Source organism: Candidatus Cloacimonas acidaminovorans str. Evry (assembly GCF_000146065.2).
Taxonomy (GTDB): Bacteria; Cloacimonadota; Cloacimonadia; order Cloacimonadales; family Cloacimonadaceae; genus Cloacimonas; species Cloacimonas acidaminivorans.
On the sequence record NC_020449.1, the window covers coordinates 1,535,483 to 1,553,850 of the forward strand.

Here is an 18,368-nt window from a genome sequence, read left to right on the forward strand (position 1 = left end):
CATTATGAAAATATATTATTTCTTTTAATCCTCTCAATCTTGGTCAGGAATACAAAAAAAATATTTTTTTACTGCCTTAACTAACTTTATTCCTTTATGTTACATCATTTAAGAAAGAAAAATTCCATTAACATTGAAAAAAAGCATTTGACATATCTTGAATATTGATTATTTAAATAGAGCATAATAGATAAAAATATATATGAATTAGTTACTGCTTATACGATAAAAGTTATACATACGGAATAAGCGGGAAGGAGTTAAAAATGAAAAAAATATTTTTGCTGTTAATGCTGCTTATAGTTTGCATTTTGGGTTATTCACAAAGCGCTGAATTAAGCTCTCCTAATCAAATTGGAGATGCAGTTGCCAATGCAGGATTAACAAAAAAGCGTCTCTTCACCTTCCAGCTTAAAATGACTGGTGGTGGTGGCACTTTAACAGATGTAACCTTCACTACCTCCGGTTCTTACACTGCAAATGAATTAAACAAACTGGAGCTTTATTACAATACCGCTAATACATTTACCAGCGCTACGAGTATTAAATCTCTAACTTCTAATTTAGGAACAGGTTCACATACTTTCTCCGGGTTAAATAAAGCTTTAGGTAATGGTAATCATTATTTCTGGATAACGGCTGATATTGCACAATCAATTATTCCCAATCATACTATTTCTGTTCCAGCTATTAGTACTAACGATATCATCTTTTCTGGAACTGTTTATAAAGGCGGTTCAACTATTGCAAGCGGAACTCAATATCTGGAATATGTGGTAGTAACAGAAAATTTTGATGGAACCTGGCCCCCCAGCGGTTGGACTTTTTATGGAGCTGCCAGAACTTCTCCCGCTTATTCCGGTGCTTATTCTCTTGAGCTTCAACCTGCCGGTGATTATGCTTATACCAGGAAAGTTAATACACCCGGACTAATAACTTTTTTTGCCTTGGAAAATACTGGTAGCCAGTATTCTTTTGAAATTCAATATAGTACTGATGCTATTACTTGGAATACCATTACAACCTATTCTAATACTGCAAATTCTCTTACCAAAAGTTTTAAGTTTTACTCTATTGATGTTCACACCGCTACTTACACTAATGTCTATTTCAGATTTTATCTGGCAAGCGGAAATGGAGATATCCATATTGATGATGTGAACATAACTTTGCGCAGCCCCAATACTCAAGCTTCCAATGTTACTTTTTCGGATGTGGGACCAAGCAGATTTACAGTAAGTTGCACAGCTGGAAGTGCTGCTCAACGCATAATGTTTATGAAAGCAGGTGATGTTGCCACCGTTAATGCAGACAATGGAGTTTTTTATACTGCCAGTACTAATTGGCAGGATCCTGGTTCCCAAATTGGTTCAAGTGGATATTATTGTATTTATAAAGGCACCGGCACAAGTGTTATAGTTACGGGTCTTACTAAAAGTACTACTTATACAGTGGAAGTGATGGAATACAATTACAGCGATGTTACCAATACCTATATTTATATGCCGTCCCCTGCCAAGGGTGTTGAGACAACTCAAGACCTAGAACCTCCTGCTGCTGTTACTTTTGATAGTGTAACTTCTTCCAGTTTTAATCTTTCCTGGAGCATTTCGGGATCATTAACCTATGTTTTATTTCTAAAAGAAGATACTGCTGTCTCTCCTCCTACGCCTGATAAAACAATTACTTACACTGCCAGTGCAGATTGGAGCAATAAGGGTACTCAACTTGGCTCTTCCGGATTCTATTGTGTTTTCAATGGAATAGGAAATAATGTTACAGTTACTAATTTACAATCCAGCACCCGCTATTATGCGGCTATTTTTACTTATGATGGAGCAAATTATTCAAGTGCTTGTAGAGGTGAAGTTCCTACGGCTACAGCTGCAAGTGATTATTTTGCCAGTATCGCAAGTGGAAATTGGGAAACAGTTAATACTTGGGATAGCACAAATCATAAATGGATTGGGACAACAACCTGGAAATCCTCAAGGGATGGAACTCATTGGAATGATGCTACATTAAAACCAACTTCCAGTGCGGCTAAAGTTTATATAGAATCAGGACATATAGTAACTTTAACAGCAAATGAGAGCTGTAATGCTTTACATTTTGATAGTGGATGGATACAACTTGGTAATTACAATTTAACTATTAATTCTTTTGATGCTACAAGTGGAAATCCTCAGTTTATTTATAATGGAACTGGTACACCTCAAATGACAACACAAGGAACAAATTATATTGTTTCTGTAACTTCACAAAGTATAACCAGTTTACCATCAGAAGTATATACTTTAAGAATTAATGTCGGTTCAGGTAATACAGTTAATTTGCCGAATGATGTTACGCTAACAAATTTGACTTTTGACTCCGGTGGACTAAAGATGAATTCCCATACTATTAAATACAAGTATAAAGATGCCGATATATATTCAGTTAATGCTACTTTTTATGGAATGAATATCAGATTAACTAATGATATTAATTATGTGGCAAGTGATTCCAGTTTAGCTCGCACTTGGTATACTTCCGGCTATGTAACCGATGTTTTTCAGGCAACTATGTATTTTCCTTCTACTTTAACAAATTCCACCAAACTAAGATTGTGGCTGCGCAATAATGCTGCCAAGGGTTGGTATTTGAAAGGTGAATATGATGTTCAGACCGCTGGAGACCAAAAATATATAACAGCAGATGGCTTAACCAGTCCCGATATGAGTGGTATTGTCTATTTTGATTTCACTCTATCGGAATTAGATCAAACCCTACCGGTGGAGCTATCTTCCTTTATTGTAAATGTTAATTATCAGAATTATGTTCAAATATTATGGGTAACGCAAAGTGAAACGGAGCTTTCTGGTTTTCGGATTTATCGTGGTGTCTCGGATGATTTATCTTCTGCTCTGGACTTAGGCATTTTTATTCCTGCCACCAATACATCCGAGCCAAAATATTATGTTTATACGGATAAAGAAATAGATGCCTCGGGAACTTATTATTATTGGCTGGAATGTATGGATATAAATGCTAACAGCACTTTCTACGGTCCTAAGGAATTAATCTTCCATCCAGGTGTTGATGGCAATAATATTCCTGTTTTAGAAGGAATTAACAGTATTTATCCCAATCCTTTCAATCCCGATACTACTATCCGTTTTGGTGTTTTGGAACCGTCAACCGTTAAAGCCATTGTCTACAACAACCGGGGACAAAAGGTTTGTGAACCAATAAACGGATATTATGAAAAAGGCACCTATTCCTATATCTGGAATGCAACTGACAGTTATGGCAGACGCTTAAGCAACGGAATTTATATCTTAAGCTTACATATTGGCTCTAAAACATATATCCGCAAAATGGCTATACTGAAGTAATGGAGAATGGAAAATTAAGTCAGGAGTCGTCACTGCCTAAATAAATTTTACCCTCCCCCCAAACTTATTTGGCAGTGAGGACTCGTGACAGTTAGAAAATGTGGTCTTGGTGCTTTAGTTTATCAGGATTCCTGCTTTCACAGGAATGACTAAGGCAAGACATCCTAAAAAAAGTTGGGCTTAAATTACAGAAAATATCCAGTAAATTCAGTTATCCAGTCATCTGTGTTCTATCATCCTCAGTTAAAATCCGCTTGACACAAACCCCTGTCAATCCATAAATGTTTTTAATAAAGTTATTCATCCCTATCAGGAGTTTTAATGAAAAAACGGTTATTTCCGGTTCTTCTTTGTTGCATGCTGATTTTCAGTGCTTGCTCTCAAAATGCCCGACTTTCCAAAAAGACCCAAAAGAACTTAAACAAAGGTAATTACGAAGAAGCAATTCAGGATATCATAAAAACCCTTAAGAAAAATCCGAATAATGCAACAGCTCAAGACCTTTTGGTGCAATCCTGGCAAAGTTACCGTTCAGCAGAACAGAAAAAGATAGAACGAATCATCCAAAGCGATGAAATAAATAAATGGGAACAGGTCTATCAGGAATATTCCGCTCTGCAAAAAACCGGAGAAGAAATTCAATCCCTACCTCCTTTGATAAATCCTTATTCAGGTTATAGAGTAAACATTGAAATTCCCGATTACACGGAACAAATAAAACAAAGCAAAGAAAATGCTGCTGAAGTGCATTATCAGGCAGGAATTCGTTATGCCAAAATCAGTAATGATAGGTATACACAAAAGAAAGCAGCTTTGGAATTTAAGGCAGCGCTTGCTTTGATTCCCAATTATCAAGATGCCGATTTAAGATATGAACAATGCCGCAAACTGGCAATTAAAAGAATTGCCGTTTCTCCCTTTACTGATAAGAGTAATACTTCCGGAAAATACGGTGCTGTTAGTGATATTTTAACCGACCATATCGTCTCCCGCCTTATTTCAGCTGCTGTAAATAATGAATTCGTAGCAATTATATCCCGTTCCCAATTGGAAACGGTGATGAAAGAACAACAGCTTTCCGCTTCAGGTTTGGTGAATGATGCCAGTTCCGTTCATTTAGGTCAAATTTTGGGTGCTAATGAAATCCTCGCTGGCAGCATTTTACAGATTAGCGTTTCCCCGGAACGAACTGTTAGTGTTCAAAGTGAAGATGAAACGGAGGTTGTTCTTCGTACTGAAGAATATACCGATGACGAAGGAAGCACTCAGGAACGCGAAATTAAAGGAAAGGTCTATTTCCGTTACCGTAAGTTTACCAAAACAGCAAGTGTTAGTATTTCCACCTCCTACAGTATCCTGGATGTGGAAACGGGAAAAATACTACTGCAGGAGACAGTGGAAGTTAAAAATCCCTGGAGCGATACTTGGGCAAGAAAAATTTCAGGAGATGACCGTGCCTTAAGTTCCAGCACCAAAAAATTGCTGGAAAAGCCGGAACCCTTTCCTCCTTCAGTAAACGAAATGGTGCTGGAAACGCTGAAAAATACAGGAAACGAGATAGTTAATAAAGTTAGCGGATATTTATTACAGTGAAGCGTTTTTTATACCTCCTGCTCTTAATCTTTACCGCATGCAGTATGGCAAAACGGCAACCGGAATGGATTGTGGAAAGACCCTATAATAATGAATACTATATCGCTATTGTAAAAGTTCCCCGTAAAGCACCTAATTATGTAGAACTTGCCCGAAATAACGCTATTCTGGAAATATCCACTCAAATAAGCGTGCAGATTGATTCCGATATTGCTTTAAAAGAAACGGAAGAAAATGGCATCCCCTCCTCTGAAATAATCAGCAGAATACGCAGTTCCAGTAAAAATATACTCAAAGACCTGCAACTGGTTGGCACTTATGAAACTAAAAATGACTATTGGGCTTACTATCGCCTTTCCAAAAGCGAATATTCTGCCTGGCGAAAAGCTCAATGTAATCAGGCAATGGCTCAGGCATTGAATTTACTTGCCGATTTTGATTCCTCCACCTCTAATATCGCTTCCGGCATAGCTTCTCTTTTGCATGGACTGGAACTGATTGTGGATTATACCGATATGGATTTGACAACTCTTTACAAAGGCAATGAGATTAACCTCTATAATGAACTATTCTATCGTCTGAACCGTTTACCGGAAAACCTTAGCGTTAAATTTGCCACCAACGAGATAGACATTGTAGCCAAGCAAAGAGAACGCAAAACGGTTAATATTGCCGTCAGTTACAAAACTGTAAGTAAAGAATATCCCTGCTCTAACTTTCCTGTATGCTTCAATTTCAGCAGTGGCAAAGGAGAAATCATTCCCCAAGCTATAACAGATGAAAACGGTAAAGCGGAATTAATTATCAATCACATAACCTCTTTCAGCAATCCCCAATTCATTGAAGCCAAACCGAATAAGGATTTTTGGCTGGTAGGAAGGGAAAATACCGTAGTTAAAACAATGTTTAATAATCTGCAATTTATGCCTGCCATCCTGAAATTAAATGTCCGCCGTCCCAAAGCTTACCTTGAATACAGTTTTGATAACACTCCGGGAACTGACTTCCGCAATATTTTAGTAAAGAAACTGCAGGATTTGGATTTGGAAGTTACCGAAAACCAAAACACCAGCGATTATACTTTCAAAGTAGATATCTATAACCGTAGCACTAATTATCTTCCACTTCTCAATCAATATTCTGCTACAGCTGATGCTTATATTGAACTCCTGCAAACCGGTAATGGCAAAAGTATTTATAACACCAACATAACCGGAATTAAAAGCACTGCTTCCTTACCCGAAATAGCCAGGAAAATGAGTGAACTGAATGCGGTGAATGAGATTTGTGATAAAGTGATGTTTATGCTGGTGGAACAATATATTATGTTTTAGAGTGCTGGAGTGCGGGAGTGCGGGAGTGCGGGAGTGCTGGAGTGCTGAAGTTAAATGGTAAGTTGAGATAATAATCTTTTCTCGGTGCTCTCGGTGCTCTCGGTGTTTTCGGTGTTCTCGGTGTAAAAATAAAAGCTAAGCAATCTGCGTGAGATAGTTCACTCTAAAATTCCAGCCAGCAATCCGCATTGATATCCATCGGTTTTTCACCTGCTTTGATTTTATGTTTCTCGGCTTTAATCAAGTATAAATAATCCCCCTGCCAGTCCCATTCAAGAGTTCGGGCTATTTTTTCCATATTTTCTATAGCGTCTTCAGCAAGATAAGCAATTGCTCCACACTGGATATAGATAATTCGGGAAAGGTCGTTTTCAAAAGAGATTTTGAGAGTGGAAGAAGATTCCGGCACCAGAAAATATTGTCCCTGGGAATCCATAAATAGAGACGCATCGGCTATTTCACGAGGATAATTCAAACATAACTTCCGAAATTGTTCATCCACAAAGATAAGATCCCCGCTTTCCAAGCTAAAACCTTTTTGCATTAAGTCCTTCATTGCAATTGCCCCGGATTTTAGATCAATGCCGTTTTTCTGCAAACCCTTCTCCCAAAAGTATATTTGTTTGGGTTTGGGCACAGGAATAAAATCCAGCAAACGCAAGCATCTGATATTTCTCATCCAGGCATTTTCCCGGTAGCGGGTAAAAATTAAACGGATATTATATTCCGAAAGCTCTTCTGCACCCAATTTCAAAGCCAGATAAGCATTATTGTCATCCAATTCTAAACGGTGAAATGTAAGCAGATAATTGTCATTACTTTCAATTTGCAAATTTTGCCAGGAACTGCTCGTTAAAGAATTGAGCCAAGGAATTAAAGGAATACCTTGCCAGGTTTCTTCTTTTTGTCCTCCATCTTTATCTCTGATAGTAGTGAAAGAAACGAGTTTTTCTTTGCTTAAATCCTCTTTGGTAATTTCCTTTACCTGACCTTCCGGTAAATATACCTGAAATGCTGATAGCTCAATTATTATTAACAGCAGACCCAGAAATAAACGGTATTTACGCATAGCATCATCCTTTTTTACACTTTATACTAATATAAATAATCAGTATAACCCAAAAAACAAATACAGTGCGGGAGTGCTGGAGTGCGGGAGTGCGGGAGTGCTGGAGTGCTGGAGTTAAATATAAGGTACACTATTTCCATATAGTTATACTTCTGCATATCATACTTCATTTGTCCTTTTCTGTTTTTAGTCCTCTCTGCCAAATACAAATAAAATCTGCGTGAGCCCTTTTTTTTATTCTCCTCTTACTCGCCGGGTTGAAACCCTTCTATAATAACTGTCATTCCTACGGAACTGATACTAGAAATCTTGTAAATCCCTTTTATCCTGTTCATCCCATACCTATTTTCTCTCTGCCCTCTGCCCAAATCATCCTGTTCATCCCATACCTATTCTCATTTTTAATCTGCGTCATCTGCGAAATCTGCGTGAGCCCCTTTTTTCATTCTCCTCTTACTCGCCGGGTTGAAACCCTTCTATAATAGCTGTCATTCCTACGGAACTGATACTAGAAATCTTGTAAATCCCTTTTATCCTGTTCATCCCATACCTATTTTCTCTCTGCCCTAAGCCCTCTGCCCTAAGCTCTCTGCCCTCTGCCCAAATCATCCTGTTCATCCCATACCTATTTTCTCTCTGCCCTAAGCTCTCTGCCCTCTGCCCAAATCATCCTGTTCATCCCATACCTATTCTCATTTTTAATCTGCGTCATCTGCGAAATCTGCGTGAAAATTAAGTTGGGGTTGACAAATTTTCCTGCTTTGGATTTTTTGAAAAAAGCCGAGCGCATATTCCTAAACCCCTTTGGTATGGAATTGCGCCATTGGGTATAATTGGAAACGATTATGCCTCCCGTATTTGGAAAGGCAACAGTGGAAATATAACTTTTCATCCCTGTTTGCCTCTATACTTATTATGGAGGAAAAATGAAAAAATTTAGCTTGCTTTTACTCGTTGTCCTTACGCTGTTTATGTTTTCCTGCAGTGAAAAGGATGATAACCCAACAAATGTTGATTTCTACGGTTACAAACTGGATCAATTTATTTCCAACACTATTTTACGCGATTTAATTGATCCCAATGCAAGTGATACCTTGAATTTCCGGGAATTATTCGCTTATGAAATTGAAGCGAGCGATGGATTCAGTCCCCGTAATTCATCTTACGCCGGTTACGATTTAACCTGGAACTTCTTTAAAGAGGGCTATATTGTCCCTGCCGACAATAACAGGACCTGGTTTCCCGATGAACTTGGACTTCCTAATGCTTTTAAAGTAAAAAGCACAACCCAATTCAATTTATACCGCAAAGTTGAGGTTACCAGTGGAGAAAGCAGTAAGACCATTGAATTGAAAGGTTTAACAATTTATACTATCCCGAATTGGAATTCCGCAAATGAAGAAGCAATTAAACTCAGCGATCTTTTACAGGGTATCAGTTTATCCGATAGCAGCAATATTCGTTTAATCGCTATAGATGACTATTATAAAGATTATACCCCGGAACAAATTGCTGAGGGTTATTATCTGCTGGATTCTGAAGTTACAACTTTTCCTGAGATAAATGATACATTGCCAGGAGCGCTAAAAAAGTTTAAGAAATTGGCAAGCATAGAAGTGATAAATGGCAGCTCACAAGATCATAATTTTACCAATGCACCTCAAGATAAAAAAGATATAGTCATTCCTGTTCCTGCCAATTTCAGCGGTTATGAAGCTACTCCTTTACCGGACTATTAAAAAAACTATTTCGCCAAAGAAGTGAAGCAGCTGAAAATTGTCCTGCTACTAATCTTGGTATTAGTTACCATTACTCTTGGTGGAACAGCAAAACAGGATTCGCTGAAGACCTATACTCTTCCCACCGTTTATGTAATAGTAGAAAAGCCCTCAGAGGCAATTGGTTCTCTGCATATAATTGAAGGTGAAGATGTAAAAAATGCGCTTTCTTTACGCGAAGCAATGCAAAATAGCGTTGGCATCAGCGCTACTATTGGCACAAAAGACGAAAGTAATTTACGCTTACGTGGTTTCCGCAAAAACGAAATCAAGGTAATGGTAGATGGCAAACCCTTAAATAACGGTTATTTCGGCAATGTGGACATCAGTAAGCTCTCTTTGCTGGATATTGAAGAAATTCAGATTTTGAAGGGTCCTGCTTCACCTCTTTACGGAACAAATAATATGGGCGGAGTAGTAAATATTATTACCAAAGCTCCGCCAAATAATTACTGGCTGGAAGTGAATACACTCTTTAAACGCAATAATACCAATGAAATAACCCTATCTTCCGCTCATAGTTTTGATACCTGGAATTACCGTATAGGAGTTTCCCAGGAAAAAACAGACGGTTTTGTACTCTCCGAAAAATTTATTCCTACCCCTTATGAAGATGGAGGAGTTCGTAATAACAGCGATAAATGCCTCTATAACATTTCCGGTTCTCTGGATAAGGAATTCTTAAATTTCCATAATTTAGGTGTGGACTTTGGCTATAATAAAATGGATAAAAAGAATATTCCTTCTTCTATTTATGAACAACGCTATAGGCAATATCAGGACTGGATGCGTTATCATATCGGCTTATGGACTAAAATGCAAGTGAGTGAATCCGGCACTTTAAATCTGCAGTTAATCAATGATGGAAGCACCGATCGCTATTTGGAATATAAAGACCCTGCTTATGAAAATTTAACTTTAGATTCTAAAATGCACAATGCCGGTTTTGGCTTTCATTCCCGTTTTACTAAAACATTTACGGGAAATAAAAAACTGGATATTGGTTATAATTACGATTTCCAGGGCAATAACCGGAAAGATAATGATTCTTACCAACAATGGACGGATTCGGTTGTCCATATTCATCAGGCATTCAGTCAACTTGAATGCACCATTATTCCTAAATTGTTATTAACCACCGGAATAGGAGTTAATACCAGAATAAATAGAGATAATAACAAAATTCAACCTCAATTGGAACCCGCCGTAGGAATTGTGTATGAAATAATTCCTGATAGTGAAACATCTTTTGCTATAGGTCGCAATACTTCTCATCCCACTATGCGTCAACTTTATTCAGCCAGTAAGGGAAATCCCGATTTAAAACCGCAAAATTCTCTGAAACTGGAAATTAATCATAATCAGGCACTTTGGCAAAACAAAATTTCTCTGTCTTTCAGCGTTTATTTTAACGATACCAAAGACCTGATTGATTTGTATAACGGACACTATGAAAATATCTATAAAGTCCAATCACAGGGAACAGAAATCGGAGTAAGCTTTTCTCCGGATAAATTTTTCCAAACCAGCGTTAATTATGCTTATCTCAGCTACCGGAAAATAAGCGATTATTACTTAACTGAAACACCAAAAAATTCCGTTGAATTATGCCAACAATTCACTTTTCCCTATAAAATCGGATTTAGAATAAACAGTTCCTACAGAGACAGATGTCTTTCTCAAGACGATGACGGAAGATATCATACTTTAGCTCCCTATTGGAAACACGATTTAATATTAACCATCCCCTGGAAACGACTTAAACTTTTTCTGGGTGTGGAAAATGTCTTGGATGAAGATTACCAAAGCGAATACGGATATCCAGAACCGGGAAGAAACTTTTCTCTTGGTTTGCAAGCGATAATATAGGTCGGGAGGTCAAGAAGGCGAGAAGTCCAGAGGTCTGAAGTTCTGAAGGTTGTGAGGTCTGGAGGGTTTGTAGGGTTTATAAAGTTTATTGGGTTGAGAAGGTTGAGAAGGTTGAGAAGGTTGAGAGGGTTGAGAAGGTTGAGAAGGTTGAGAAGGTTGAGAGGGTTGAGAAAGTTTAGAAGGTTGAGAAGGTTGAGAAGGTTGAGATACCTTAAAGCCCGGAGGGCGACACAACGATAGCGATGGTGGCGTAAGCCCCTCGTAAAAAGTAAGCCCCGATTATTTTTCTTTTATTGACCTTTCCCGGTTCCCAAAAGCCCCAAAGGGCGACACAATGATGTATAAGGGTATGTAAGCCCCTCGTATAAAGGTTTAGAAGGTTTATAGGGTTTAGATTCCCTTTGCCCTCTGCCCTCTGCTAATAAGCCCGGAGGGCGACACAACGATAGCGATGGTGGCGTAAGCCCCTCGTAAAAAGTAAGCCCCGATTATTTTTCTTTTATTTACCTTTCCCGGTTCCCAAAAGCCCCAAAGGGCGACACAATGATGTAGAAGGGTGTGTAAACCCCTCGTATAAAGGTTTAGAAGGTTTATAGGGTTGAGTGAGTCATCCTGAAAAAAGTTAACACGCGAACTAATGTTCCAGGAGAAAGGAAATGAATCAAAATCAAAAACCAAAGAGTCACTTATTATCGCTATAATGTGGCTTATAAAATTTAGGTTTTTGTATGCGGATGAACAGCGTCCTCCGGCTACATATTTTGCGGAGGAACGGTGTCCTCCAGCTACACTGTTTTTTCGGTGTTCTCAGTGTTTTCGGTGATTTCGGTATAAAATAGAGAAAAACCTTGACAAAACTATGGTATTTTATAAAAAAGAAGAAGTTAAATAGCAGCTTTTGTCAAGCTTGATGAAAAGGGAGTATGCTTTGCTTTTACAGAAGTATTTTGAGTCGCGTTTTGAACTTATTGACCAGGAACTTAAAAACGCACTAACATTTGAAGACAAATATGCCACAGAGCTTAAAAAAGCAATTTATGAAGCAGTAATTCCGGGAGGTAAAAGATGGCGTCCTTTACTGCTTCTTTCTATGTTTGAAATGCTTACGGGATTTAAGAAACATCGCACTTTTCCGGATGCTCTAAAGTCCTCAGTCGCTATTGAATTGTTACATAATGGAGCCATAGTTCACGATGATTTGCCAAGTGTGATGAATAGAACACAGCGAAGAGGTCAACCGGCATTGCATATTAAATATGGTAATGCCATAGCTATTTTGGCTGCTGATGCACTTTATTCTCTTGCTTATGAAATTATCAGCGAGCTTAAAAACCCGGAACAATCCCTGGAAGCAATTCGCATTCTATCCAATGCCACAAAAAGTTATGGAATGATTGGAGGACAGGTAGTAGCTCTTTCCAGCCGGCATAAAGTGATGAAAATAAACACCTTGAATTATATTGATATGAAAAAGGTCGGATCGTTATTACAGGCATCTGCCGATATTGCCTGTTTGCTAAGTAGAGCAGATGAAGAAACACATCAGGTTATGAGAGCTTATGCCTTGAATTTAGGAATTGCCTATCAAATGATTGAAGATATTGAAGCAGATTATTCTCGCGGAAGTGAGGGTTTGGATGAAGAATATGTTCCTGTTTCCAAAGCCAGTTATACAGCTCTGCTGGGTTTTGATAAAGCTCGTAAAACAGTAGAAAATATGCTTGCTGATTCAGCTAAAATGCTGAAGCCCTATCCCAATAACTCTGTTTTATTGGAATTCGTAGCTATGATAAAAGAGAGATTACCCTGATCAATGGTTGATATTCATACTCACCTGCTGCCTAATATTGATGATGGTTCAAAATCCCTAAATGATTCTCTCAGGCAGTTATGCCAGATGGCAGAAGGTGGAATTAAAAGAGTTTATTTAACGGCACATTACTTTAAGGGTCATTATCAATACAGTCGTCAGGAATATGATGAGAAATTCAATACTCTCGTTAATAAAGTAAAAGATGCAGGTATAGACCTTGATATTCAACCCGGTTTTGAGATTTATTTGCAACCCGATATTTTGGAAGATATAAAAACCCACAATCTGACTATGGGTAAAAGTTCGTATATCCTTTTGGAAAGCGACTTAAATGGTCTGCCCAATGATTTTTATAATAATATCTTTCCCCTATTACGTGCTGGTTACAAACCTATTTTGGCTCATGCGGAACGCTATGTGAGCATTATGCAAAAACCCTCTCGCGCTGAAGACCTGATTTATCGTAATATTTATATGCAAACCAATGCCGGAAGCTTGCTTGGACTTTATGGCGAAAAGGTTAAGTCCACTGCCTGGATTTTAGTAAATAAGGGTTGGACACATTTTATTGCTTCGGACGATCATATTCGGGGTAAATATCTTGCCTATTTTGAAGCGCGCGATAAGGTAGAAGAGATGATTGATAATCATACCGCGCATTTGCTTTTTTATGTTTTCCCTTCCTGCATTGCCAGCGGAGAAAATATCCCTTATGAATATGTTCAGGTTTACCGACCTCATCATTCTCATCATCACCACAGACGCAGTATAATAAAGAGGATTTTTGGCTAAAATTCTAATTACCGGAATTACCGGTTTTATTGGCAGAAATGTTTTGCGGGAAATGTTAAAGTCCTGTCCCGATTTTAATATTACGGCTTTAGTACGTCCTAAGACAGAGCCGAGGCGCTATCAGGAATTTGAAAAGGCAATTCGTCTTGTAACTATTGACCTTGCCGATACTGCTTCATTAAAGGAATTTCTCTTTACGAATGAATTTGATACCATTTTGCATATTGGTGCATTACGCGGTGGCAGAAAATTTCCCCAAGAAACATATCTCCGCAGTAATGTTTACAGCACTGGACAGATGGTAGAATATTGCCTTGCCAAAGATGCCCGTTTGATTTATTGTTCTTCCGTAGGTGTTTTTGGTGCTATTCCTCAGGAACTTCCTGCTGGTCCGCAAACCGAGAAAAACCCTGATAATTATTATCATTACACGAAAATAGAATCGGAACGCATCATCAATCGCGCTATTTTAAATGGACTGAATGCAGGAATTGTCCGTCCCAGTATTGCTTATGGAGAAGGCGATTTCGGTTTCCCTTATCAAATGGTAAAATTAGTAGACAAACATCTTTTCCCGCTTATAAACAGACCTATTTGGATTCATCTTTGTCATATTGATGCTTTGGTGAAGGCATTTCTCTATCTTGCAACCCGCGAATGGAAAAGTGGACTTACCCTTACGGTAGCGGATCGTGAACCGGTGCGTTTACAATCATTGGTAGATTTTATTTCCCGTCAGCTTCACGGAAAAAACTATCCCCGTGCTTTAAGATTTGATAGAATTTTCTTTGCCTGGGGTGAAAAACTTGCTCGTCTCGTGAAGAATGAATTATGGATCAGCCGTTTTGAGCTAATTTCCAAAAGCTGGTTTTACGATGTGAGCGCCTATTACGACATAATGGAAAAAGAAGGTTACAAATCCCATTTCACCATTCCCGAATTTGAAATAACCATAAAGGACTATCAGAAACACTGATGGCTGTTCCGATTATTAATGACTGGGCAAAATATTTTGATAATCCGGATGAGGGTTTGGGCTCTTCTTATGAACGCATTGTCCTCAATAAGTTGCTGGATTTTGTTTGTAAGACCTATAAAATTCAATCGGCTCTGGAAACACCCTGTTTTGGTTTTACCGGAGTAAGCGGTATAAATCTGCTAAATTTGGCAAGACAGGGAATAAAGGTCTCTCTGGAAGATCATAATTTAGAGCGCATAGAAAAAATTCGGGAATTATGGCAAGAATTGCGTTTACATACCGATATCAAATATAACCTTGATTATGTGAAACTGGATTATCCTGACAAACATTTTGATTTGGGCTTCAATTTTTCCGCTTTGTGGTTTACTCAAAATATTAGAAGTTTTCTTTCCGAATTCTGCAGAGTTTGCAAAAAGGCAATTCTTATTTGTGTTCCCAACCGAAACGGAATCGGCTATAAAATGCAGATAAAGGATTATTCACCGGAGAAATACCCTTTTTTGCATCCGGAATATCTTGATCCCGCTACCATCAAATTCCTGATGAAACAAAATAAATGGCAATTGCAAGACGAAAACTATATTGATTGTCCCCCTTGGCCCGATATTGGAATGAAAAAAGAACTCTTTTTTAACCGCCTGCTGAAAAAACAGGAAATTCAGGAAAACAATACGGAACCTGTTACCATTCTTACTTACTATCAGGATGAAGACAGTGAATTTGCCGAAAAGATGTTTAAATATAGTTTTGTGGAAAGAACTGCTCCCAAACAGTTCAAAAAATATTGGGCTCACCATTATTATCTGCTCTTCACTCCGGAAAATAGTGAATGACCCGAAAAAATCGTAACTCATTAGTAATCGGTCTAATTATAGGCATCCTTTTGCTTGCTGCCTGGTTATATTATACTCCTTTAGAGGAAATTAAAGCCCAAATTGCACAAGTCAATTATAATTGGGTTATAATTGCTTCCGTGGCATACCTTTCTGCCTATTTTTTGCGTTCTTTGCGTTGGCGTTTACTTATTCCCGCTCCTGCTAATCCAGGTATATTCAAAACCTGGCTGTATGCTATGGCGGGAAATCTGCTCAACTATTTAATTCCTATCAGAGCAGGAGATTTTGCCCGTGCCTGGTTCATTAAAAAAAATTATTCTCTACCCTATATGAAAGCATTGCCTTCGGTATTTGTAGATAAGGTCTTTGATACTATTGCCATCTTGTTTATCATCATTGTTTTACCTTTCACAACCATTGAACTGAGCACTCCAATGGTCATTTTACTTTGTTTATTATTGCTGATCTTTATTGTAGCTTTTGCTATCCTGCTTATTTCTGTTTGGAAAAAGGAATTGGCGGTGAAAATTATTTCCTCGCTTTTTTCCTGGTTGCCCCAAAAAGCAAAGGCAAAAATAAACCCGGGCATAGAAATGTTTATCAGTGAGCTTAACCTCTTTGAACATCATACTTTCAAGCTGGTTTCGGCATTATTTTTAACTGCCGGAGGGGTTTTATTGGACGGAACATATTTTTATTTGCTGTTCCGAGCTTTTGGAATATTTTATCCTTTTGCTCTGGTTTTATTTGGCTATACTTTAATAAATCTTTCCTATGCCATTCCTCAACCTCCCGCTCAACTTGGCAGTAACGAATGGATGATGATTATTATTTTCAGTATAGGATTTGGATTGACAAAGACCACTGCCTCGGCAATTATGGCTTTTGGACATATTTTAACTGCCGGATTAATGAGTTTATGGGGTATAATTGCTTTCGCGGTTCTTGGTCCTGAACTCTTATTCACAGCTATTAAAGGAGATAAAATAAATGACTAAAGAAGAACTGATACAAGATATAACTGCAATGCAGAGCTTGAAAGAAACCCTGCTGAACGAAATACATAATGTTATAATTGGTCAGGACAGAGTTCTAACCGATGTCCTCATTGCCCTTTTTGCCAATGGACATATTCTTCTGGAAGGTGTTCCGGGATTAGCAAAAACCTTGCTTATTTCTTCTCTGGCAAAAGCACTTTCGCTTTCTTTCAGTCGGATTCAATTTACCCCCGATTTAATGCCTTCCGATATAACCGGAACGGAGATTTTGGTAAATGACCCCATTACCGAAAAAAAGCACTTTGAATACATCAAAGGTCCTATTTTTGCCAATATCATTCTGGCAGATGAAATTAACCGCACACCTCCTAAAACTCAAGCAGCTTTATTACAGGCAATGCAAGAATATGCAGTAACCAGCGGAACCGTTACCCGTCCCTTAAGTAAACCGTTTTTAGTGATGGCAACTCAAAATCCCATTGAACAGGAAGGAACTTATCCCCTTCCGGAAGCACAGTTAGACCGTTTTATGTTCTTTATCAATATTGATTACCCTACTTTAGAAGAAGAACTCCAAATTGCCGAAAGCACTACGGGACTGGAAAATCCTGTAATTACACCTCAGCTGACGGGTCAACAAATAATATCTTTACAACAAGCAGTGCGTTCTCTTCCTGTAAGTGATCATGTTCTTAAATTTGCCGTAAATTTAGTAAGAAAATCCCGTCCCAATACGGATGATGCCTTAAATGAAATTAAACAGTGGGTTGCCTGGGGAGCAGGACCACGTGCTTCACAATATCTTATTCTTTCTGCCAAAGCAAGAGCCGCTTTAGATGGACGTTTAACTCCTGCAGAAGAAGATGTTAAGGCATCTGCCATCAATGTGTTACAGCATCGTATTTTACCCTCCTTCGCAGCTCAAGCGGAAGGAATTAACTCCAAACAAATCATTAACTGGTTACTGGAGCAAAAATGAAACGCTTTATATTCTTTCTTCTTTGCCTGCTAATGTGTATATCCCTCTTTGCCATTGATAATAAATTTCTGCATCAACTGGTTCAGGTTAAAAGTTCGCAGGCATATTCCATCCGCTTTGACGATGATTTGGTTTATACTAATAACCAGAATTACATTTGGGTTTATTCCATATTTAATGCCTGGCAGCCCAAACTGGAAGCTGCCTTTTTTTCTCCCAATCCAATTGAGGATATTGAAACTCTTGCCGGCAAACATCTTTATGTAGCTTCCAATGAACCTACCAATCAGGTTATTCTGATAGATAGCTTATATACTGGCTCCCGCATTTTCTTCCCCCAAACAATTGTAGGTGATAAACTTACCCGCGAAGGTTCTATCCTTTATGTGGCAGACCGTTATAGAGGAATTGATATTATTAATTTAAGCGGTGGAAGCACACGCGAATTATTAGCTACTTTTTCTGAAAAATGGGGCATTAAGGACTTTGTGGCAAGTTACCCTTATATTTTTGCTCTCAATGATTTTGGTTTAGTTGCCGTAGATATTACCGATCAATCCTATCCTGTTTCTTTGGGTGTAAATTACGAAATTATAGATGCCACTTGTTTGGTTAAAAACGGAAATACAATTTGGATCGGTGCCGGAAAAAACCTCTTGGCTTTCAATGTTTATGAACCCAAAAAGCCAACTCTCATCAGCCAAATTAGAATGACTAACGAAATCCTGAGTTTGGATATTAAAGATAACCGTCTTTTTATTGCCTTAGGTCGCGGGGGAGTTAAAATTATTGATGTAACTAATCCCCTCAAGACAGAAGACATCAACAACATCTTTCTCACTATTCCCGTTTACGATTTGGATGTAGCCAATGATTACATTTTTTTAGGACTGGGAAAAGAGGGTTGGATGCTCTATGAATACCGGTAAAAGCAGAGGGCTGAGGGCT

14 protein-coding genes and 1 riboswitch are annotated in these 18,368 nt (G+C 38.3%); of the genes, 12 read left to right on the forward strand and 2 right to left on the reverse strand.

Going from position 1 to position 18,368, the window contains the following annotated elements:
• The first annotated feature begins 266 nt into the window (after positions 1-266).
• From CLOAM_RS06215 to CLOAM_RS06225, 3 genes are all read left to right on the forward strand, one after another.
• A complete protein-coding gene (locus tag CLOAM_RS06215; RefSeq protein ID WP_015425027.1) occupies positions 267-3,377 on the forward strand; it encodes a T9SS type A sorting domain-containing protein in 3,111 nt (1,036 codons plus the stop codon).
• A gap of 321 nt (positions 3,378-3,698) precedes the next feature.
• Positions 3,699-4,970: a CsgG/HfaB family protein gene (locus tag CLOAM_RS06220; protein WP_015425028.1), complete on the forward strand. Its 1,272-nt coding sequence runs from the start codon at positions 3,699-3,701 to the stop codon at positions 4,968-4,970.
• A gap of 44 nt (positions 4,971-5,014) precedes the next feature.
• Entirely contained in the window at positions 5,015-6,304 is a 1,290-nt protein-coding gene (locus CLOAM_RS06225) for an LPP20 family lipoprotein (protein ID WP_044279246.1), read from the forward strand.
• A gap of 163 nt (positions 6,305-6,467) precedes the next feature.
• Here the strand turns inward: CLOAM_RS06225 and CLOAM_RS06230 are convergent, their stop codons facing one another.
• Together CLOAM_RS06230 and CLOAM_RS09715 are read right to left on the reverse strand one after the other, a co-directional pair.
• Complete coding sequence (locus CLOAM_RS06230; RefSeq protein ID WP_015425030.1) at positions 6,468-7,373, reverse strand: hypothetical protein; 906 nt, start codon at positions 7,371-7,373, stop codon at positions 6,468-6,470.
• Between the two features lie 453 nt (positions 7,374-7,826).
• Positions 7,827-7,982, reverse strand: coding sequence for a hypothetical protein (locus CLOAM_RS09715; RefSeq protein WP_157860015.1), 156 nt, complete (start codon positions 7,980-7,982; stop codon positions 7,827-7,829).
• A 157-nt stretch (positions 7,983-8,139) separates the two neighbouring features.
• Positions 8,140-8,258: riboswitch (molybdenum cofactor riboswitch) on the forward strand.
• A 41-nt stretch (positions 8,259-8,299) separates the two neighbouring features.
• Between CLOAM_RS09715 and CLOAM_RS06235 the strand changes: the two genes are divergently transcribed.
• From CLOAM_RS06235 to CLOAM_RS06280, 9 genes are all read left to right on the forward strand, one after another.
• Positions 8,300-9,112, forward strand: a complete 813-nt coding sequence (locus CLOAM_RS06235) for a hypothetical protein (protein ID WP_015425032.1) — start codon at positions 8,300-8,302, stop codon at positions 9,110-9,112.
• A gap of 21 nt (positions 9,113-9,133) precedes the next feature.
• A complete protein-coding gene (locus CLOAM_RS06240) occupies positions 9,134-11,020 on the forward strand; it encodes a TonB-dependent receptor (protein ID WP_015425033.1) in 1,887 nt (628 codons plus the stop codon).
• A 928-nt stretch (positions 11,021-11,948) separates the two neighbouring features.
• Positions 11,949-12,830 (forward strand): polyprenyl synthetase family protein, encoded by an 882-nt coding sequence (locus CLOAM_RS06250; RefSeq protein ID WP_044279017.1) that lies wholly within the window; start codon positions 11,949-11,951, stop codon positions 12,828-12,830.
• Between the two features lie 3 nt (positions 12,831-12,833).
• A complete protein-coding gene (locus CLOAM_RS06255) occupies positions 12,834-13,625 on the forward strand; it encodes a tyrosine-protein phosphatase (RefSeq protein ID WP_015425035.1) in 792 nt (263 codons plus the stop codon).
• Positions 13,618-14,601, forward strand: a complete 984-nt coding sequence (locus CLOAM_RS06260; protein ID WP_015425036.1) for an NAD-dependent epimerase/dehydratase family protein — start codon at positions 13,618-13,620, stop codon at positions 14,599-14,601. Before CLOAM_RS06255 ends, CLOAM_RS06260 begins: the two co-directional genes overlap by 8 nt.
• The gene (locus CLOAM_RS06265; RefSeq protein ID WP_015425037.1) at positions 14,601-15,440 is read left to right on the forward strand and encodes a class I SAM-dependent methyltransferase; all 840 of its coding nucleotides are present in this window, start codon (positions 14,601-14,603) and stop codon (positions 15,438-15,440) included. Before CLOAM_RS06260 ends, CLOAM_RS06265 begins: the two co-directional genes overlap by 1 nt.
• Positions 15,437-16,441, forward strand: coding sequence for a lysylphosphatidylglycerol synthase transmembrane domain-containing protein (locus CLOAM_RS06270; protein ID WP_015425038.1), 1,005 nt, complete (start codon positions 15,437-15,439; stop codon positions 16,439-16,441). The genes CLOAM_RS06265 and CLOAM_RS06270 overlap by 4 nt, the downstream gene beginning before the upstream one ends.
• The gene (locus CLOAM_RS06275) at positions 16,434-17,420 is read left to right on the forward strand and encodes an AAA family ATPase (RefSeq protein ID WP_015425039.1); all 987 of its coding nucleotides are present in this window, start codon (positions 16,434-16,436) and stop codon (positions 17,418-17,420) included. Before CLOAM_RS06270 ends, CLOAM_RS06275 begins: the two co-directional genes overlap by 8 nt.
• Positions 17,417-18,349 (forward strand): LVIVD repeat-containing protein, encoded by a 933-nt coding sequence (locus tag CLOAM_RS06280; protein WP_015425040.1) that lies wholly within the window; start codon positions 17,417-17,419, stop codon positions 18,347-18,349. The genes CLOAM_RS06275 and CLOAM_RS06280 overlap by 4 nt, the downstream gene beginning before the upstream one ends.
• Positions 18,350-18,368 lie beyond the last annotated feature (19 nt).